Origin of the sequence: Mucilaginibacter sp. (assembly GCF_041660805.1) — a bacterium.
GTDB lineage: Bacteria > Bacteroidota > Bacteroidia > Sphingobacteriales > Sphingobacteriaceae > Mucilaginibacter.
In genome coordinates, this window is sequence record NZ_JBAZVP010000001.1 from 281,144 (window position 1) to 298,839 (window position 17,696).

The window sequence follows — 17,696 nt, forward strand, 5'->3', positions numbered from 1 at the left end:
TTACAGTTTAATAGGTGTCCCTTTATAAAAATCATATATTTTTTGAGTAAGCAGTACATTATACTTAGCCTGTATAAATGCCTGCTGCGCCTGTACAAACAAATTCTTTTGCAATAAAAAATCCACCGAATTAGCAACGCCTACTTTTAATTGTTCGCTGGCTATGCGGTAGCTTTCTTTACTAAAATTATATCCCTGCAATGCGGCGTCATATTGCTGCTGCGCGTTAAGCACATTAATATAGGTACGCTCAACTGTTTGTGACAGGGTGATCCTGGTGTCCTTTAGATTGAGTTTGGCCTGGTTAACCGCTATTTTTGCTTCTTCCACCTGGGTTTTAACCACCCGTTTGGTAAATATCGGGATGGCTAATGTTACGCCAACCTGCTGGTAAAAGTTATTGTTTAACTGCGAAAAATAGCCCTGCCCGTTGGTATAACCTGATGTTAACGAAGCACCCGCGCTTAAGCTTGGTTTGTAGCCGGCCAGCGCTTTTTTAATATCATATTCGGCAATTTGTACACCAAGCTCGCTGTTTTTAATTTCGGGGCGGGTGGTAAAGGCGGCCTGCTCCGTTTCCTGCAATGGCGTTATAGATGTGGGTGTAATGATAGTATCCGGCTTAACAATATCAAAAGTAGCACTGGTTGGTAACAGCAGTAATTGTTTAAGCGTAAGCAGGTCTCCGCGCTGGGCGTTTTGCGAAAGTACAAGTGTGTATTGATCAGTCGCCAGTTGGGCCTGCAATTGTATCAATCCCTGGCGCGCTATAGTGCCTACAGTATATCTTTTTTGCTGAAGCGCTACCTGTGCTTTAGAAGTGTTCACCAGATCGGTGTTGTAAATAATGTTTTCCTTATCTAAAAGTACAGTGAGGTAGGCCTGGGTAATTTGCAGGGTAATATCGTTCTCCTGCTCAATAATGCTAAGGTTGGCAGATTGTATAGACAGGTTTTTTTGTTGTATGTTATTATTAATAGAACCACCATTATAAAGCACTGCCGAAGAATTTAAACCGTAATTGCCCGACGAGCTAAAATTGGAACGCCCCGCACCTGTACCCCCCGTATTGTTACCATGCGCAAAGTTTTGTGAAGCCGAAGCAGAAAGATCAGGTAAACGGGCAGCTTTGGCAAGCAAATATTCCTGCCTGCTTAATTGCTGGCTTAAGCGAAGGCTGTTAATTTGAATATTATTCTTTTTAGCATATGTAATGCACTGCTCCAGGTTCCACTTTAATGGCTGGTTAAGAAGGGTACTATCTTGTGCCCATAAATTTGCACCAACCAGCAAAAGGGTAGCTAATAGTAACGCATATTTATTTTGCAGCGGCATATATAACAGGTTATGTAGCTGATATTCAATTGTAATTTAATCACACAAGTGTATTTGTATTTGTTTTGTTTTAAATACGGGTAGCAGGAACTGTAATAATTTAATTACAAGAGTTACCTAAGCGCTTGAAAAAGCGCTTCAAAAAAGAAGAGAAAAGGCTATAAAATTAACTATACCAAGCCCAATACCTTACTGGTTCGTTCGCGGGTTGCATTACTCAACGCTTCGTCCTTAATTAAGGATTGCCCGTATGATGGGATCATTTTCTTCAGTTTCTCCTGCCATTCGGTTGAGTTTGCCTGAGCTTTAAAGCAGCGGCTTATCAGCTCAACCATAATAGGTACAGATGTTGACGCGCCCGGCGAAGCACCCAGCAGGGCAGATATAGAACCATCGGCAGAGGTTACTACCTCGGTGCCAAATTCTAATACGCCTGTGCGTTTAGCATCCTTTTTTATCACCTGCACACGCTGGCCTGCAATATCCAGTGTCCATTCATCAGCGGTAGCTTCAGGGTAGTATTCTTTAAGCGCGTTCAACCTGTCGGCCGGCGACTGCATAACCTGGCTTATGAGGTATTTGGTTAACGCCATATTATCGCGGGCAACGGCCAGCAATGGCAATATGTTATTTAGTTTTATAGAAGTGAACAGGTCAAGTAACGATCCTTTTTTTAGGAAACGGGTAGAGAAACCTGCATAAGGGCCAAAAAGCAATGCTTTTTTTCCGTCTATCATCCGGGTATCCAAATGCGGTACTGACATTGGCGGCGAACCTACCGATGCCTTACCATATACTTTAGCGTAGTGCTTATTAATAACTTCGGGATTGTGGCAAACCAGCCATTGGCCGCTTACCGGGAAACCGCCAAAGCCCTTGCTCTCCGGTATGCCCGATTTTTGCAGCAAAGGCAAAGCGCCGCCACCGGCACCAACAAATATAAATTTAGCGTTCACTTTGCGGCTATTGCCTGTTGCACGGTCACTAACTTTAACACGCCAGGTATTATCCTTGTTGCGTTTTATGTCATCAACATCGTGGTTAAGGCTCAGGTTAACACCTGGTTTTTGCTTAAGCTGATCAAAAAGAGCACGGCTTAATGTACCAAAATTTACATCGGTGCCAATATCCATATAAGTAGCAGATACCTTTTCAGCAGCATCGCGGCCCTCCATTACTAAAGGGATCCATTTTTGCAGCTGGGCATGGTCTTCAGAATATTCCATACCCTTAAAAAAGTGGTGTTGCACCAGGGCTTCACGGCGTTTTTTAAGATATTCAACATTATCGGCACCCCAAACAAAGCTCATATGCGGTATTTTGCTGATGAACGTTTGCGGTTTACCCACGTAGTTCTGCTCCACCAAATACGACCAGAATTCTTTTGTAACCTCAAACTGCTCGGCAATTTTTATGGCTTTTGATATCTCGATGCTGCCATCGGCGCGTTGCGGGGTATAGTTCAGCTCGCAAAACGCAGAGTGGCCCGTACCTGCATTATTCATGGCATCAGAACTTTCGGCAGCAACAGAATCAAGTCGTTCAAATATCTCAATGGTTAAATTGGGTTGCAGCTCTTTAAGCATTACCCCAAGCGTTGCGCTCATAATGCCCGCGCCTACTAAAACCACATCAACCGTTGTATTTGAAACTTTATTGCCGTTATTCATGATATAATTGAATGCTAAGATACATTCAAATAGTTATTTGAGGATGAAACCTTGTTATATACTGTTTAAATGAGAAAAATTTTACACTTAATACTCTGCCGGTAAAGCACAAGTATGTAATACCCTTACCCAATAAATCAGGCAATTTTAATAAATTTTACCTGAAAACCCTCTATCAAATAACCTTAAAATAACAATCAGTTAAATTATTTGATGTTTAACTGATAAAACAAATCGGCTAGCTGTTAAATCAACACAAAATAATTGTACAACTGTATATATAGTACAACCAATTAAAAGCCAATGAGCAGATCAGCCTTAATTATTTTAGCCGCAATGTTTTATATTGCCCTGGCCGCATGCAATCGTAATAAACCAAAGCCGGTGTCATCAAATATTACTAAACAAACTGTAGTTGTTAACGGTAAAAAAGATAGTGTAATTAATAATGCTAAAAAGAATTATGGCAACGCTACCGTTTCTGAGCCTTGTGTAAAATGTTTAATACAAGTGGTACAGTCAACTGATAATTACCGGACAAGTGTTGCTGGTGCAATTGCAAAAAATATTATTTACAACGTAAACTGGGTAAAAGCAGAAGAGGTGGCTGATACCACAAATGGCAAAGGTTCTACCAGTGCATTAAGATTAGATATTGTGGAAAAAGGGGTAAACGATAAAAAATTATCATCCTTTATATATGATAATAGCCTGGCGAAACTGTATTTTCTTAAAAATGCATCAGGGAATGAGAAAAATGAGCTAAAAACAAATGAGATTGTACTGAAAAAGATAAGAAACGCCTGTTATTGGGGTGTGGCTTCTGGTAATTAAGGTATTAAATATAAAAAGCCGGGTGTTCTGTAAATGAATGCCCGGCTTTTTTGTTTTTTATATTTTTGAAAGAAAATTACTATGCATGCAGAATAATTTTGCAGATTTTTAATTGATTTAAGAATTTTACCAATGATTTATTGTTAATTTTTATAAATATTATTAACATTACTATGAAATTTATAAAAATAATTTAAATTCGCACTGTAAATACTGAGATAAAAGACTCTTAAAGAAACTATAGTTTAAAACTAAATTACAAATCATTAAAAAAAATGGCAACTAAACTCGAGTACATCTGGCTTGATGGCTACAAACCAACTCAAAGCTTGCGTAGTAAAACGAAAATTGAAAAGGATTTTAGCGGTAAATTAGAAGATTGCCCGCTTTGGAGCTTTGATGGTTCATCAACAGAACAGGCACCGGGTGGTTCATCTGATTGCGTTTTAAAACCGGTATTTATTTGCAAAGACCCCCAAAGAAAAAATGCCTACTTAGTAATGTGCGAAGTATTAGATTCAAAAGGACAGCCTCATGAGTCAAATGGCCGCGCGCTTATACAGGATGATGATAATGATTTTTGGTTTGGTTTTGAGCAGGAATACTTTTTATGGGATCCTGAAACTAACAAACCGCTTGGTTTCCCGGCTGGTGGTTACCCAGGTCCGCAAGGCCCTTACTACTGTTCAGTAGGTGCTAACAATGCTTACGGCCGCGAAATTGTTGAAGAACATTTAGATGTATGTTTAGATGCAGGCTTAAACGTTGAAGGTATCAACGCTGAGGTAGCAGCAGGTCAGTGGGAATTCCAGATCTTTGCTAAAGGCGCTAAAGAAGCAGGTGACCAAATTTGGGTAGCCCGTTATTTATTAGAAAGAATTGGCGAAAGCTATGGCGTTTCTATTAACTGGCATTGCAAACCATTAGGTACTTTAGACTGGAATGGTTCTGGTATGCACGCTAACTTCTCAAACACTACATTAAGAACAGCAAATAGCAAAGCTACATTTGAAACTATATGCGAGGCTTTCCGCCCTGCAGTAGCTGAGTGTGTTGCTGTATATGGTGCTCATAACGAGTTACGTTTAACCGGTAAACACGAAACTGCTTCTATAACTGATTTCAGCTATGGTGTATCTGATCGTGGTGCTTCTATCCGTATCCCATTATACACAGTAGATCATGACTGGAGTGGTTACCTGGAAGATCGTCGCCCTAACTCAGCGGCCGATCCGTACAAAGTTGCTGCTGTTATTATCAAAACTGTAAAATCAGCAAAAGTTTAATACCCCATATTGTTACAGATCCCCCGGCTACAAACCGGGGGATTTTTTTTGCGCTATATATTCCATGTAGTTGCCTGAACTGATCATCTGCAGGTTATCAACAGATAAATTATAAACGTATACCCAGGCATATGTTATGCCGTTAGTTGTTTCAACAGGCATCATCAAACGGATATATAAATTAGGCTCATCCTGATCGGGGCCGTACCCTTCATAATCATCTATTTGCTTTAAAGCTTCGTGGCTTATTTCATAAATACTTCCGTATACCCGGCCAGGTTCTTCATTAATTATTAATCCGGGGTATTCACCAATATCATATAAGGTTCCTTTAACATAACCTGTGTTTAAATAAGTGCTGTTGCTTATAAGGTATTGTGCTAACCCGCTACCGGGCTGTAAAAGTGTGCCGTAAACAAATAAGAGATGAGTCATTATTTAAAGATAGGCTTACGATGTAAATAATATATCATTCATATTATTTTTATCTTGCTTAAATTGGCATTTTATATCTCACAACAATGGATCAGGAACAGGTAATTGCATATATTAAAGAGAATAATGTTCAGAAGGTAAAGTTTGCCTTTGCCGATATCGACGGCGTTTTACGGGGCAAAGTTATCAGTCAGAAGAAACTATTGGATGGCATGCAGGCCGGTTATGGTTTTTGCGATGTTGTTTTTGGCTGGGATAGCAATGATGCTACTTATGATAATGTGCAGCTTACCGGCTGGCACAGTGGTTACCCTGATAAATTGTGCTTTATAGACCTTTCTACTTTTAGAACCATTCCGTGGCAGGATGATATTCCGTTTTTTTTGGCTGATTTTAGCGGACCGGATGGAAAAGACCTCCCGGCTTGCCCCCGCAGTTTATTAAAACGGATCACCCGCCAATGCGAGGATATGGGTTACCATGCCGAGTTTGCACAGGAATTTGAGTGGTTTAACTTTAAAGAAACGCCCCAAAGCCTGCAGCAAAAAGGTTTTGCCAATATGGAGCCGCTATCTCCGGGTATGTTTGGCTACTCTATATTACGCACCTCGCAAAACAGCGATTTTTATTACGACCTGTTTAACCTGCTTACCCGTTTTGATATTCCGGTTGAGGGTTTGCATACAGAGACTGGTCCGGGAGTATATGAGGCAGCCATTATGCATGACGAGGTTTTAAAAGCAGCGGATAAAGCGGTGCTGTTTAAAACCGCGGTAAAAGAAATTGCCAGTAAACATGGCATCAGCGCCACGTTTATGGCTAAATGGAATGCCGATCTACCGGGTTGCAGCGGCCACATTCACCAAAGCTTATGGACTAAAGATCAGTCACAAAACCTGTTCTATGATGGTGCGGATATAAATAAAATGAGCGAGCTGCATAAGCAATATCTGGCCGGGCAGCTTTACTGTATGCCGCATTTGCTGCCTATGTACGCACCAACTATAAATAGCTACAAACGCCTTGTTGAAGGCGCCTGGGCACCAACTACTATTACCTGGGGAATGGATAACCGTACTACAGCCCTCAGGGTGATCAATACTACAGCCGGTTATACCCGCCTGGAAACCCGCATCCCCGGTTCTGATACCAACCCTTACCTGGCTATAGCGGCAGCACTGGCATCGGGTTTATATGGCATTAAAAATAAACTGAAGCTTAATATTGCGCCAACCGTTGGCAATGGTTATCAGGATAAAAGCAACGGCAGCCTGCATGCCAACCTGTTTGATGCCGCCACAGCTATGCAAAACTCGGCTATAGCTAAAGAATTATTTGGTGAAGGTTTTGTACAGCACTTTACCCAAACCCGCCTTTGGGAGCACCGCCAATACGCCAAAAGCGTAAGCGATTGGGAATTAAAGAGGTATTTTGAAATCATATAGATTATATTTAACCACAGAGTACACGAAGGTAAGAGCACAGAGAGCACAAAGCTTTAACGGTGTATAATTAAGATTTTTGAAGGGTATAAGTATAATATGACAGAGAATGAAATATCTAATCATGTGATTGGGGTTGCGATTGAAGTTCACAAGGTTTTAGGGCCGGGTTTATTGGAGAGCGCTTACAAAGAGTGTTTGTTTTATAAATTGTTTAAATCTGGAATTTACGTAGAAAAGGAAAAGGCAATGCCGCTTGTGTTTGAAGAAGTAAAATTAGATTGCGGTTATAGAATTGACTTATTAGTTGAGAACAAAGTGGTTGTTGAAACAAAATGTGTAGAAACAATTAATGATGTACACCTGGCTCAAACCTTAACATATATGAAACTTGGTAATTACAAATTGGGATTGTTAATAAATTTCAATGTTGTAAAACTAAAAGACGGCATAAAACGGGTAATTAACGGCTCTTTGTGAGCAATAAACAAAAGCTCATTTACTAATTGCCAGGTCTCTGTGAACTCTGTGAAAAAACTTTGTGACCTCTGTGGTTAAAATAAACTTTTAGTATCTATGCATAATGGATTCTTCAATTATAATTAAAAAGGCCTGGGAAGAATATGATGCCTCAAAAATCATAAAGAATATTGAGGATATCAGCGCGATGGTTTCAACTAACCACGTGTATCGCATCACTTTTGATGACGAGGATATCATCATCGCTAAACTCTCCTTCTTTGGTAAATTCGAGCATTTTAAAGAAGATCACCGCATTATACATTCTCTGTCAAACAACCTTTTGTACCCATTTGAGAACCTGCTGGCTAAATCTTTATTAAAAAACAACAGGGTATATGTATATCGATACAAGCAGGGCAAAACCGATGCATGGGTAGTGTTTTATAACCCTACCCGTATATTGGACAGGCTGCCCCGCCGGTTGGATGATGAGATGATAAAAAAACTGGGCAATCAACTGGGTAAATTCCATAAAGCCTGCTCCAGGGTAAAGAATGTACTGCCCAAATCATCTAAAACCCTACGTACAGATATTTACGACCTGCAAAGGCAACTGGAAAAGAATGAACGTAAGTTTGGTACGGCCATGCAGGTTGATTTTCTGAAATATCATTGCGAGCAGTTTTTAAAGAACAGGTCTAAATATAACATGAGCTCGTTTGAGATCATTCCCGTGTTTATTGACTGGAACATCGGCAATTTCTCGGTAACGCCAGATCTGGAACTTTATTCCCGTTGGGATTATGACTGGTTTAGGATGAGCTATCGTTTGCTCGACTTTTATTTTTTTAGCCGCGTGGTATCTGATGCCGGCGACCGCACGGTGTTCAGTTATGTGATTGGGCCTATGATGGAAGACAGGTTTATCACCTTCCTGAAAGAGTATCATAAAGTTAACCCTGTAACCGCCGATGAAATAAGGTTCCTGAAAGATGCCTACCGGTTTTTTATATTGAATTATGTAATAAAAGACGGTACGTATTTTTTTAATGAGCAATACGCCAAAAAGCTGCAGGCCGAAGCATTTGAGATCTACCTGCCATCGGTAGACAGGGATTTTGATGCCGATAAAATAATTAAAGCACTGGGGTTAAGTTAGAGAGGTTTTAATGGTTATAAAAGTTTAAGTTGTTAATAAACATTACTATTTTAAACCTATTAAATGATGCCGGTAATTTTTAACCTTTACAACTCTTACAACCTCTACAACCAAAATAAATGAAACGCATTGAAGACTTTAAATCTATAATTGACCGTTACGAAATTATTTTTTTTGATGCGTTTGGCGTTCTAAAAACCCATTCAGGGCTGCTGCCGGGTATTGAAAGAACCTTTGCTTATCTGGAAGAGCAAAAGAAAGAGTACTATATTGTAACCAATGATGCTTCCCGTAGTCCGGCACAACTGGCCGAATCTTATCATAAATCGGGCTTGTACGCGGTTGCTGCCGATAGGATCATATCATCGGGAATGCTTACCAAAGAATACCTCGACCTTAAAGTTAATGATGGGATAGTGGCCTATCTGGGTACGGCAGATTCGGCACATTACCTGGAAAGCGCCGGTTTGCATACCCTGCCGGTAAAGGATATTGACAGTAGCAATATTGATAAAGTGAACGTATTGGTATTTATGGATGATGAAGGCTTTGACTGGTGCGACGACCTGAATAAAACGGTTAACCTATTAAGAAAGCGAACAATACCGGCTATTGTTGCTAATACAGATTATGCCTACCCGGTATCGCTAACAGACGTGGGTGTCGCCATTGGTGGCTTGGCCGGGATGATAGAAGCCATTGTAGGTAAGCAGTTTATTCGCTTTGGTAAACCCGATTCGCAAATGTTTATGTTTGCTTATGATATGATACGTAATTATCGTAATATTAGTAAAAAGGAAATAGTGATGGTAGGGGATACCCTGCAAACAGATATTATTGGCGGCAATAAATTTGGGTTAGATACCGTGCTGGTATTATCAGGCAATACCCGCCCGGCAGATGCCGAAAACAGGATAACCGCTACCGGGATAGTGCCCACCTACATATGTGATAGCGCGGTAATAGGCCCCGATGCTTTTGAATTTTAAATATTTGACTGATGAAAAGGTTAATTTTCAGTATACTTTTTGTAATTGCGATAGTACATGTATCGCCTGCACAAAACCCGGATAAAAAAACTTTTACCAACCCTTTACTGCCATCAGGTGCCGACCCATGGGTGATCTATCAGGATGGTTATTATTATTACACCAATTCTTCGCAGAATAGCCTGGTGATCCGAAAGACAAAGAGCCTGGCAGACTTGAGATCGGCAGAAAAGAAAACTGTGTGGACGCCGCCGCCAAACACAAATTATTCAAAAGAACTTTGGGCGCCCGAACTGCATTACATTAATCATAAATGGTATATGTATTTTGCTGCCGATGACGGTAATAACAATAATCACCGCTTATATGTGCTGGAAAATGCATCGCCGGATCCGCTAAAAGGTGATTGGGTTTTTAAAGGTAAAATATCTGACGATACAGATAAATGGGCTATAGACGGTTCGGTATTTAGTCATAAAGGCCAGTTATACTTAATATGGGCCGGATGGGAAGGCGACGAAAATGGCCAGCAGGATATTTACATTGCAAAAATGAAAAATCCATGGACGATTGAAGGGAAGCGTTCAAAAATATCAAGTCCGCTTTATGACTGGGAAAAATACGGCGACTTGCATGATGCCGGCAATCCGCCGCATGTAAACGTAAACGAAGGCCCGGAGATATTAAAGCATAAGGATAAACTTTTCCTCATCTATTCGGCCAGTGGCTGCTGGACAGACTTTTATGCACTGGGGATGCTAACCGCATCAGAAAACAGCGACCTGCTTGATCCCCGTTCATGGAAAAAATCGCCAGAGCCGGTATTCAAAAAATCAGAAGAGAATGGAGTATACGCGCCCGGCCACAACTCATTTTTTAAATCGCCTGATGGTAAGGAAGATTGGATAATTTACCACGCCAATTCAAAACCCGGGCAGGGCTGCGGAGGGTTCCGTTCACCAAGAATGCAAAAATTTACATGGAATAAAAACGGTACGCCAAATTTTGGGTTACCTGTTAAAGAGAATACGCCATTAACTATACCATCACAAACCAATTAACAAAACTTTAAAAATATTATGCAAAGCTCCTTTAAAAAACCATCTTTGGCTGTTGCTATTGCTTGCAGCATATTGTTTGCTGCCTGTAATCAATCAACTAAAACCACCACTACCATGACTGACAGCACAACTACCACTGCCACAACACCAAAATTACCGCCTGCATCGGCATTTGAAAAAACTATTGATGGCAAACAAACGCATTTATATATCTTAAAAAATAAGCATGGTATGGAAGCTGCCATAACCAATTATGGCGGCCGTGTTGTGAGCTTATTAGTGCCCGATAAAACCGGCAAGCTAACAGATGTAGTTTTAGGTTTTGAAAGTGTTGAAGGTTTTGAAAATTCAAAAGAACCCTATTATGGCGCAACCATAGGCAGGTTTGGTAACCGTATTGCAAAAGGTAAATTCAAATTAGGAGGTAAGGAATATACATTGGTTACAAACAATGGCCCTAATACCCTGCACGGTGGCAAGCCGGGTTTCCAGGCGGTAGTTTGGGATGCTAAAATGATTGATAGCGCAACTTTAGAGCTGAGCTATTTAGCTAAAGATATGGAAGGCGGTTTCCCGGGGAATTTAAAAGTAAAGGTAACCTATACCATTACTGATGATAACGCTATGAAGGTAAGCTACGAAGCAACAACTGATAAAACAACCGTTGTTAACCTAACCAACCATGCATTTTTTAACCTGAATGGCGAAAGCAGCGGTACCATATTGGATCATTTGGTGCAGATACATGCCGACAATTATACTCCTGTTGACAGTACCCTGATCCCAACCGGAAAAGTAGAGCCAGTGGCAGGTACGCCTTTTGATTTTACTAAGGCAACAACCATTGGAGCGAGAATAAATACCTCAAATCAACAGCTAAAAAATGGTAATGGTTACGACCATAATTTTGTACTGAACCAACACGATATTAACACCGTAATAGCCACTGTTATTGGTGATAAAAGCGGTATAAAAATGGAGATTTATACAGAAGAACCGGCAATGCAGTTTTACAGCGGTAATTTTATGCAGGGAAAAAACGAAATGAAGGGCGGCAAGAAGGATGAGTTCCGTACTTCATTTGCAATGGAAACACAGCACTATCCTGATTCACCAAACCAAATGTCGTTCCCAACTACCGTTTTAAATCCGGGGCAAACTTACCGTACCCAATCTATTTATAAGTTTTCGGTAGTAAAGTAAAATTAAGTTTAATTCTCTATCATGCTATTTGGCATGATAGAGAATTTTTTGGAAAAACCATTTTACCCCGCCTATTGTTATGCTATTAATCATTATAAATTATGCTAAATAACAATGTGAAGTATTTTCAGGTGGCGCAGGGCGTTTGGGGCATGCGGCAGCTATTTGTAAATGTATACATGATAGCTAACCGCCGTAACGCGGGCAAAGGCTGGGTTTTAGTTGATACCGGGCTCATAGGCTCGGCCAAAAAGATCATCGCTATGGCCGAAACTTTGTTTGGCCTAGGTACAAGGCCGTCGGCAATTGTGCTTACCCATGGGCATGCAGACCATGCAGGTTCATTAAAACAACTTTTAAAATATTGGAATGTGCCGGTTTATGCACACCCGCTTGAGCTGCCATATTTAACAGGTAAATCAGACTATCCGCCTACTGACCCAAATGCAGGCGGCGGTTTTATGAGCTTTATCTCCTCTGCCTTCCCAACAAAGGCAATTGATGTAAGTAAGAATATTCGTGAAATAGACCCGTACGATGGGATCCCCGAACTGCCGGAATGGAAGGTGATACACACACCCGGACACACACCCGGTCATATATCGTTATTTTTTCCGTTGAATGCTACGTTAATAGCGGGTGATGCCTTTACGACCACACAGCCGGAATCGGCTTTTTATTTGCTTACCTACGCGAAGAAGTTATCCGGCCCGCCCAGGTATTTTACTACAGACTGGATAGCCGCAGGCAAATCAGTCAGAAAATTAGCGGCATTACATCCCCGTATAGCGGCAACAGGCCACGGGCCCGTAATGCGTGGTAATGAGCTGCAAACAGAATTAAGCTTTTTGGCTAACAGGTTTGAAAGTATTGCCGTGCCGGAAAAAGGCCGGTATGTGGGCCATGCTGCCGTATCTGATGAGAGAGGGGTGCGTTATATTCCACCATACCAGATCACCATCAATTTAAAAGCGGCGCTGGCAGTTACCGCTGCTATCGCGAGTTTTTTAATTGTGAGAAAAGTTAGTAAAAGCTGGGCATAGCCATATTTGTTTTACATTTACACAGTGGAAAATGTAAATGCCGACCCAACCGTATTAATTGACGTTGTTAATACCCGCATGCCCTTTGGTAAATATAAAGGCACTTTAATTTGCGATATGCCGGTAAGCTACCTGGAGTGGATGCAGAAGAAAGGTTTCCCGCCGGGCAAGCTGGGTATGTTGCTTTCAAGTGCCTACGAAATTAAGATAAACGGATTGGATAAGCTTTTATTCATGATCAAACAAAAACACGGCAGGTAAGCTCTCCTCTGAGAGAGGTGAGGCTTAAATAAATTTTGAAGTCCTCTCCTTTGGAGAGGATTTAGGTGAGGCCGATCCGCTGTGTTGTTTACCTTAGGATGACGTTCACCAACAACCGCCCGGCGAAACTTTGCGTAAATTGTATAAAACAGATTTAACAAAAAGTCATGAAACGATTAGGATTATATTTTGCATCAGTAATATTATTTTTAGGGTGCGCTAACGGTCAGTCAAGCACCGGCAGAAACAGTATTGCACCCATACCAAAACCCGCAGCAGGGGAACAGATTGCCACTTTTGGCGGCGGCTGTTTCTGGAGCATGAGCGAGGCCATGTCTGAATTAAAGGGCGTTAACAAGGTTGTTTCCGGCTATGCAGGCGGCAATACTAAAAACCCAACCTACGAGGAAGTAAGCACCCGTACAACCGGCCATGCCGAGGTTTCGCAGATCTATTACAACCCCAAGGTGATAAGCTATGCTACATTAGCAGAAGCTTTCTTTTTTGCCCATGACCCAACCACGCTTAACCGTCAGGGGCCAGATGAGGGTACAGATTACCGTTCAATTGCCTTCTATCGTAATGATGATGAGAAGAATACCTTGTTGGGAATTATTAAAAAGGTGAATGCCACAAAGCATTATCCAAATCCTATAGTTACACAAGTAGTGCCATTTAAGGCCTTTTACGCCGCCGAGAACTATCATCAGGGCTATTACCGTACCAATGGCGATAATCCTTACATCAGCAGTGTATCAATACCCAAGGTGATGAAGTTTCGTAAAGCGATGAAAGCTGAATTAAAGCCGGAATTTCAGAAATAATTTCCAGCTCGTAATTAATAGCACTCAGCTATTATTATATAAAGAAAGGTTGATCGGGCTCGCCCCGATCAACCTTTTTCAATTTAGGTTAACTATTAACTTTTTACTATTAACTTTTACTTTTTTAGTTTCTTGGTGTAAATGAATATTACACCATTTTTGGCTTTATCGCCATACTGTTTAATTACATCAGTATCCTTGCTTACATTTATCCGGTCTATATCAAAGGCTGATAATTTTTTCATTGCTTTTTCAGATGCTTCCTTACCATCAATAATATATAACTTGTTTGACATCGCTACCGGCGTTACTACAGCACCTGTTTCACGGTCAATGGTTTCAACAGAAACACCTGTACCGTTAATACTTCCTGCTGATTCTCGCAGATAAACTCTGTCTCCGCCGCTTGGATAGTCCCTTATAACAACCGTTTTAGCAGGCCTGCCTGAAAGTTTTAGTCTGTTAGTTGTTGCTAATTTTCCGGAGGCATAACCGGTAACTGTTACATCGCTATCTGTAGTGTAAAGTTTATTGCCATGTACAGTAACCTCATTTAAATCAGGTTTACTTTGGTAACCTCTTACAACCACCTCATTTAAATCAGGCCTGCTTTGGTAGCCTCTTACAACCACTTCCTTTAAAGATTTGTTACCCTTTACACTTCTTACTGCTGCAAGTTGTTGCCCGTTAATTGCTCCTGTTAAGCCAGATAAGGAAGATGCAATGGCAAAGTCAGCATCAGTAACAGTTCCTTCCGGCCTGTTTACTCCGTTTATCCTGATGCCGGTTATCTGGCGGCGCTTGCCTAATCTTTCCATTAGTTTTTTACCAGCTTCAGAATCGCTTGTAGTGATAAAAAGTACATTGCGGTTGTTATCAAAATTTAAATCATTATCAGGGCCAATAAGACCATCAATGGCATCCTGTGATACAATATTTACAGCAGATATTTTATTAGGGTCAATATTTTTAAATTCGGCACTGCTTATTTTTTTACCGTTCAGCACAAAGTTCATTGAATCTACACCGTTCTTACCGTCAGTGGTTCTTAAAAAGAGAGTCATTTTTTTACCGGTATCAGGTTTGTTGTAGGCAAATGCAAGAAACACGCTATCTGCTTTCAATTTAACACCAGCAGGTTTTTCATTGATTATAGAGGCAAAGGAAAAAGTGCTCTTTAAAACGGTATCTCTTTTGGCGGCGTTAATGGCGGCTTTAGTTTCCTTTATAGCAGTTTTTGTATTAGTAATTGCAGTAGTAGCCGCCTCCTTAAGTGCGATGGTTACCGGTTTAATAGCGTTTGATATTTTGATGCTTATAGGTTTGGTAACTTCGGCTTTTGACAGCGTGAATACCAATAATAAAGCCACTACGGCAGGTACTACAAATGCGTACCGGGTGAGGTTAAACCTCGAAGATCTTTTAGCGTTCATCATAATTATACGTTTTTTTATGGTTGATATATTAAAATGGTTTACAATGCCCGGTGTTGTGTTGTTAAAGCTCACATTAACCAGGCTATATTGGTAGGTTTTACTGTCAAAGCCCTTGTTCAGTATCTTACGGTCGGTAATAAACTCAATGTTTTCGCGCACAGCCTTCTTCATGAGCCATATACCGGGATTAAACCAATAGAAAATGCTGCTTAGTTCGGCCAGGAGTATATCAATAGTGTGCCAGCCGTTAACGTGTACCTGCTCATGTAACAGAATTGCTTCCAGATCGGCAGGGGTGTGGTTAGCCGGGTTAACATAAATGCTTTGCCAAAAAGAGAACGGCGCGGCATCGCCATTCATCAACCTAACATCATGGTTGTGAATATGGGCCGGTTTAGAGCTTCGGTATAGTTTTAATAAGGAGAATAACTGTACAGCTAACCTTATGGCCAATAAAGCGGCGCCTGCCCAAAAAACATATTCGGCCCATTGCCAGTAGTCGGGGTGGGTGGCCAGTTTCTGAGCCGGGGCCTGCCAAACCAGGGCCACATTTTGAACCGGGCGTGTAAGCGCTTCGTGTTTTTGCGCAAAACCAGTAAGATCAATTTTAGGGTATAGCGTTGCAAAAATAATTGCTGTAACCAGGTAAACCCGGTTAAGCGAATAAAAGGTAAGATGCCTGAGCACCAGGTAATAACCGGCACAAAAAAGCAGCAGAGCAATATTTACTTTAAACAAAAAAACAAACAACGTTGGCATAGTTTTAAGAATTAAGGTTTTTCTATCAGTTTAATAATCTCTTTTAACTCAACTGCACTTATCTTTTTCTCGTTGGCAAAAAATGTTACCAGGTCCTTGTAGGAATTTTTAAAATAGTCGCTTACAAAGCCGCTCATAAATCGTTTTTTATATTCCTCTTCATTAATAGCAGGGGTATAACGGTATGAGTTGCCCAGTTTTTCGCTTGTTACAAAACCTTTGTTCTCTAAGTTTTTTATGGTTGATGCAAGGGTAGTATAAGGCGGCTTAGGATCATTGATCCGCACCAAAAAATCTTTTATAAAACCCGTGCCTGCCTGCCACACGGCCTGCATTGCTTCTTCTTCTTGTTGTGATAATTTCTCCATATTCTACGATTGTTTCGTAAACATACGACTATTTCGTAACAATCCAAATTATTTAACATTTTTTAAGACTTTTTAACATTTATATACAAAGGCATGCAATTGCGCCTCTACCTATCTCTTTATATGATAAGGGGCTTTGAACCTTATGCTTAAAAACCTTAGTTTTGAATACAGTTATATTTAGCAACAATCCAATCATGCCTTTCACAACTACAGTTATTACCGGTGCAACATCTGGCATAGGTAAAGAAACCGCGCTTGCACTTGCCAAAAAAGACCATGCTGTTTATATGCTGGTGCGTGATATGGTTAAAGGCGAAAGTGTGAAAAATGAGCTGATAGAGCTTAGCCGAAACAAAAACATTTACGTGATTTACTGTGACCTTGCCGATTTACGAACCGTACGTGATGCAGCACTGGTATTAAAAAGTAGTTTAATGTCTGTAAATGTTCTTATTAATAATGCCGGTGGTATTTTTAGCGATTATGAAAAAAGCCAGCAGGGTTACGAAAAAACCTTCGCCGTAAACCACCTCGGGCATTTTTTACTGGTACAGCATCTGCTGCCATTGTTAGAGAGGGGGCAGGCCCGGATTATAAACGTTAGCTCTGAAGCTCACCGGATGGGTAAGCCAAGGCTTAAAGATCTGGAATGGAAAAACAGCACCTACTCTGCATACGCGGCTTATGCAGCAGCAAAGCTTTACAATATTTTTTTTACCAGGTCGCTGGCGGTTAAGTACGGGCCTAAAGGAATTACTGCCTTTGCTTTGCACCCCGGTTTGGTAAGTACCAATTTCGGCGAGGGTCTTACAGGTGCCAATAAAACAATTATGTGGCTTATGAGACCGTTTATGACAACACCAGAGGAAGGCGCGCAAACCACTATTTACCTGGCCACTGCTCCAAGGATCGATGCCAAGAGCGGCAAGTATTTTAAAAATATGAAGGTTAGCAACACATCTTCAAAAGCTACAGATGACGCCGCTCGTAACACGCTATGGGATATTAGTATTGAAATGGCGGAGCTATACCTCTAAACTTAACAACAGCATGATAGTGTTGTAACATTTTTATTGCAGAGTGTATAGTGTTGTAACGTTTCTATTGCAGAGCGTATAATGTTGTA

General features: G+C 40.8%; 17 protein-coding genes. 12 read left to right on the forward strand and 5 right to left on the reverse strand.

Annotation, left to right across the window (positions count from 1 at the left end):
- Both WC743_RS01315 and WC743_RS01320 read right to left on the reverse strand, forming a co-directional pair.
- Positions 1-1,335, reverse strand: a complete 1,335-nt coding sequence (locus WC743_RS01315; protein WP_373009919.1) for a TolC family protein — start codon at positions 1,333-1,335, stop codon at positions 1-3.
- A 170-nt stretch (positions 1,336-1,505) separates the two neighbouring features.
- Positions 1,506-3,005: a malate:quinone oxidoreductase gene (locus tag WC743_RS01320; RefSeq protein WP_373009920.1), complete on the reverse strand. Its 1,500-nt coding sequence runs from the start codon at positions 3,003-3,005 to the stop codon at positions 1,506-1,508.
- A 303-nt stretch (positions 3,006-3,308) separates the two neighbouring features.
- Between WC743_RS01320 and WC743_RS01325 the strand changes: the two genes are divergently transcribed.
- Entirely contained in the window at positions 3,309-3,839 is a 531-nt protein-coding gene (locus WC743_RS01325; RefSeq protein WP_373009921.1) for a hypothetical protein, read from the forward strand.
- A 275-nt stretch (positions 3,840-4,114) separates the two neighbouring features.
- The gene (locus tag WC743_RS01330) at positions 4,115-5,125 is read left to right on the forward strand and encodes a glutamine synthetase beta-grasp domain-containing protein (RefSeq protein WP_373009922.1); all 1,011 of its coding nucleotides are present in this window, start codon (positions 4,115-4,117) and stop codon (positions 5,123-5,125) included.
- A gap of 27 nt (positions 5,126-5,152) precedes the next feature.
- On the opposite strand, the gene WC743_RS01335 is transcribed toward WC743_RS01330, so the two are convergent.
- Positions 5,153-5,560 carry a gamma-glutamylcyclotransferase gene (locus tag WC743_RS01335; RefSeq protein WP_373009923.1) on the reverse strand — a complete coding sequence of 136 codons (408 nt, stop codon included), beginning with the start codon at positions 5,558-5,560 and terminating at the stop codon, positions 5,153-5,155.
- Positions 5,561-5,646: 86 nt separating this feature from the next.
- Between WC743_RS01335 and WC743_RS01340 the strand changes: the two genes are divergently transcribed.
- The 9 genes from WC743_RS01340 (at position 5,647) to msrA (ending at position 14,004) form a co-directional block, all read left to right on the forward strand.
- Positions 5,647-7,005 (forward strand): glutamine synthetase family protein, encoded by a 1,359-nt coding sequence (locus WC743_RS01340; protein ID WP_373009924.1) that lies wholly within the window; start codon positions 5,647-5,649, stop codon positions 7,003-7,005.
- A gap of 96 nt (positions 7,006-7,101) precedes the next feature.
- Entirely contained in the window at positions 7,102-7,482 is a 381-nt protein-coding gene (locus WC743_RS01345) for a GxxExxY protein (protein WP_373009925.1), read from the forward strand.
- 103 nt (positions 7,483-7,585) lie between these two features.
- A complete protein-coding gene (locus WC743_RS01350; protein ID WP_373009926.1) occupies positions 7,586-8,623 on the forward strand; it encodes a hypothetical protein in 1,038 nt (345 codons plus the stop codon).
- A 119-nt stretch (positions 8,624-8,742) separates the two neighbouring features.
- On the forward strand, positions 8,743-9,612 hold the full coding sequence (locus WC743_RS01355; RefSeq protein WP_373009927.1) for an HAD-IIA family hydrolase: 870 nt from the start codon (positions 8,743-8,745) through the stop codon (positions 9,610-9,612).
- Positions 9,613-9,623: 11 nt separating this feature from the next.
- Entirely contained in the window at positions 9,624-10,673 is a 1,050-nt protein-coding gene (locus tag WC743_RS01360; protein ID WP_373009928.1) for a family 43 glycosylhydrolase, read from the forward strand.
- Between the two features lie 18 nt (positions 10,674-10,691).
- Positions 10,692-11,876: an aldose epimerase family protein gene (locus WC743_RS01365; protein ID WP_373009929.1), complete on the forward strand. Its 1,185-nt coding sequence runs from the start codon at positions 10,692-10,694 to the stop codon at positions 11,874-11,876.
- A gap of 101 nt (positions 11,877-11,977) precedes the next feature.
- Entirely contained in the window at positions 11,978-12,919 is a 942-nt protein-coding gene (locus tag WC743_RS01370; protein ID WP_373009930.1) for an MBL fold metallo-hydrolase, read from the forward strand.
- 24 nt (positions 12,920-12,943) lie between these two features.
- A complete protein-coding gene (locus tag WC743_RS01375) occupies positions 12,944-13,180 on the forward strand; it encodes a DUF3820 family protein (protein WP_373009931.1) in 237 nt (78 codons plus the stop codon).
- Positions 13,181-13,347: 167 nt separating this feature from the next.
- The gene (gene msrA, locus WC743_RS01380; RefSeq protein WP_373009932.1) at positions 13,348-14,004 is read left to right on the forward strand and encodes a peptide-methionine (S)-S-oxide reductase MsrA; all 657 of its coding nucleotides are present in this window, start codon (positions 13,348-13,350) and stop codon (positions 14,002-14,004) included.
- A 116-nt stretch (positions 14,005-14,120) separates the two neighbouring features.
- Here msrA and WC743_RS01385 read toward each other — a convergent pair whose 3' ends face one another.
- Both WC743_RS01385 and WC743_RS01390 read right to left on the reverse strand, forming a co-directional pair.
- Positions 14,121-16,199, reverse strand: a complete 2,079-nt coding sequence (locus WC743_RS01385) for a M56 family metallopeptidase (protein WP_373009933.1) — start codon at positions 16,197-16,199, stop codon at positions 14,121-14,123.
- 11 nt (positions 16,200-16,210) lie between these two features.
- The gene (locus WC743_RS01390) at positions 16,211-16,567 is read right to left on the reverse strand and encodes a BlaI/MecI/CopY family transcriptional regulator (RefSeq protein ID WP_373009934.1); all 357 of its coding nucleotides are present in this window, start codon (positions 16,565-16,567) and stop codon (positions 16,211-16,213) included.
- A gap of 197 nt (positions 16,568-16,764) precedes the next feature.
- On the opposite strand from WC743_RS01390, the gene WC743_RS01395 reads away from it, so the two are divergent.
- Entirely contained in the window at positions 16,765-17,607 is an 843-nt protein-coding gene (locus WC743_RS01395) for an SDR family NAD(P)-dependent oxidoreductase (protein ID WP_373009935.1), read from the forward strand.
- Positions 17,608-17,696 lie beyond the last annotated feature (89 nt).

What these genes read in the sequence shown, in the direction of transcription:
- WC743_RS01315 (WP_373009919.1), bottom strand. Translation starts at nt 1,335, where the DNA reads ATGCCGCTGCAAAATAAATATGCGTTACTATTAGCTACCCTTTTGCTG.
- WC743_RS01320 (WP_373009920.1), bottom strand. Translation starts at nt 3,005, where the DNA reads ATGAATAACGGCAATAAAGTTTCAAATACAACGGTTGATGTGGTTTTA.
- WC743_RS01325 (WP_373009921.1), top strand. Translation starts at nt 3,309, where the DNA reads ATGAGCAGATCAGCCTTAATTATTTTAGCCGCAATGTTTTATATTGCC.
- WC743_RS01330 (WP_373009922.1), top strand. Translation starts at nt 4,115, where the DNA reads ATGGCAACTAAACTCGAGTACATCTGGCTTGATGGCTACAAACCAACT.
- WC743_RS01335 (WP_373009923.1), bottom strand. Translation starts at nt 5,560, where the DNA reads ATGACTCATCTCTTATTTGTTTACGGCACACTTTTACAGCCCGGTAGC.
- WC743_RS01340 (WP_373009924.1), top strand. Translation starts at nt 5,647, where the DNA reads ATGGATCAGGAACAGGTAATTGCATATATTAAAGAGAATAATGTTCAG.
- WC743_RS01345 (WP_373009925.1), top strand. Translation starts at nt 7,102, where the DNA reads ATGACAGAGAATGAAATATCTAATCATGTGATTGGGGTTGCGATTGAA.
- WC743_RS01350 (WP_373009926.1), top strand. Translation starts at nt 7,586, where the DNA reads ATGGATTCTTCAATTATAATTAAAAAGGCCTGGGAAGAATATGATGCC.
- WC743_RS01355 (WP_373009927.1), top strand. Translation starts at nt 8,743, where the DNA reads ATGAAACGCATTGAAGACTTTAAATCTATAATTGACCGTTACGAAATT.
- WC743_RS01360 (WP_373009928.1), top strand. Translation starts at nt 9,624, where the DNA reads ATGAAAAGGTTAATTTTCAGTATACTTTTTGTAATTGCGATAGTACAT.
- WC743_RS01365 (WP_373009929.1), top strand. Translation starts at nt 10,692, where the DNA reads ATGCAAAGCTCCTTTAAAAAACCATCTTTGGCTGTTGCTATTGCTTGC.
- WC743_RS01370 (WP_373009930.1), top strand. Translation starts at nt 11,978, where the DNA reads ATGCTAAATAACAATGTGAAGTATTTTCAGGTGGCGCAGGGCGTTTGG.
- msrA (WP_373009932.1), top strand. Translation starts at nt 13,348, where the DNA reads ATGAAACGATTAGGATTATATTTTGCATCAGTAATATTATTTTTAGGG.
- WC743_RS01385 (WP_373009933.1), bottom strand. Translation starts at nt 16,199, where the DNA reads ATGCCAACGTTGTTTGTTTTTTTGTTTAAAGTAAATATTGCTCTGCTG.
- WC743_RS01390 (WP_373009934.1), bottom strand. Translation starts at nt 16,567, where the DNA reads ATGGAGAAATTATCACAACAAGAAGAAGAAGCAATGCAGGCCGTGTGG.
- WC743_RS01395 (WP_373009935.1), top strand. Translation starts at nt 16,765, where the DNA reads ATGCCTTTCACAACTACAGTTATTACCGGTGCAACATCTGGCATAGGT.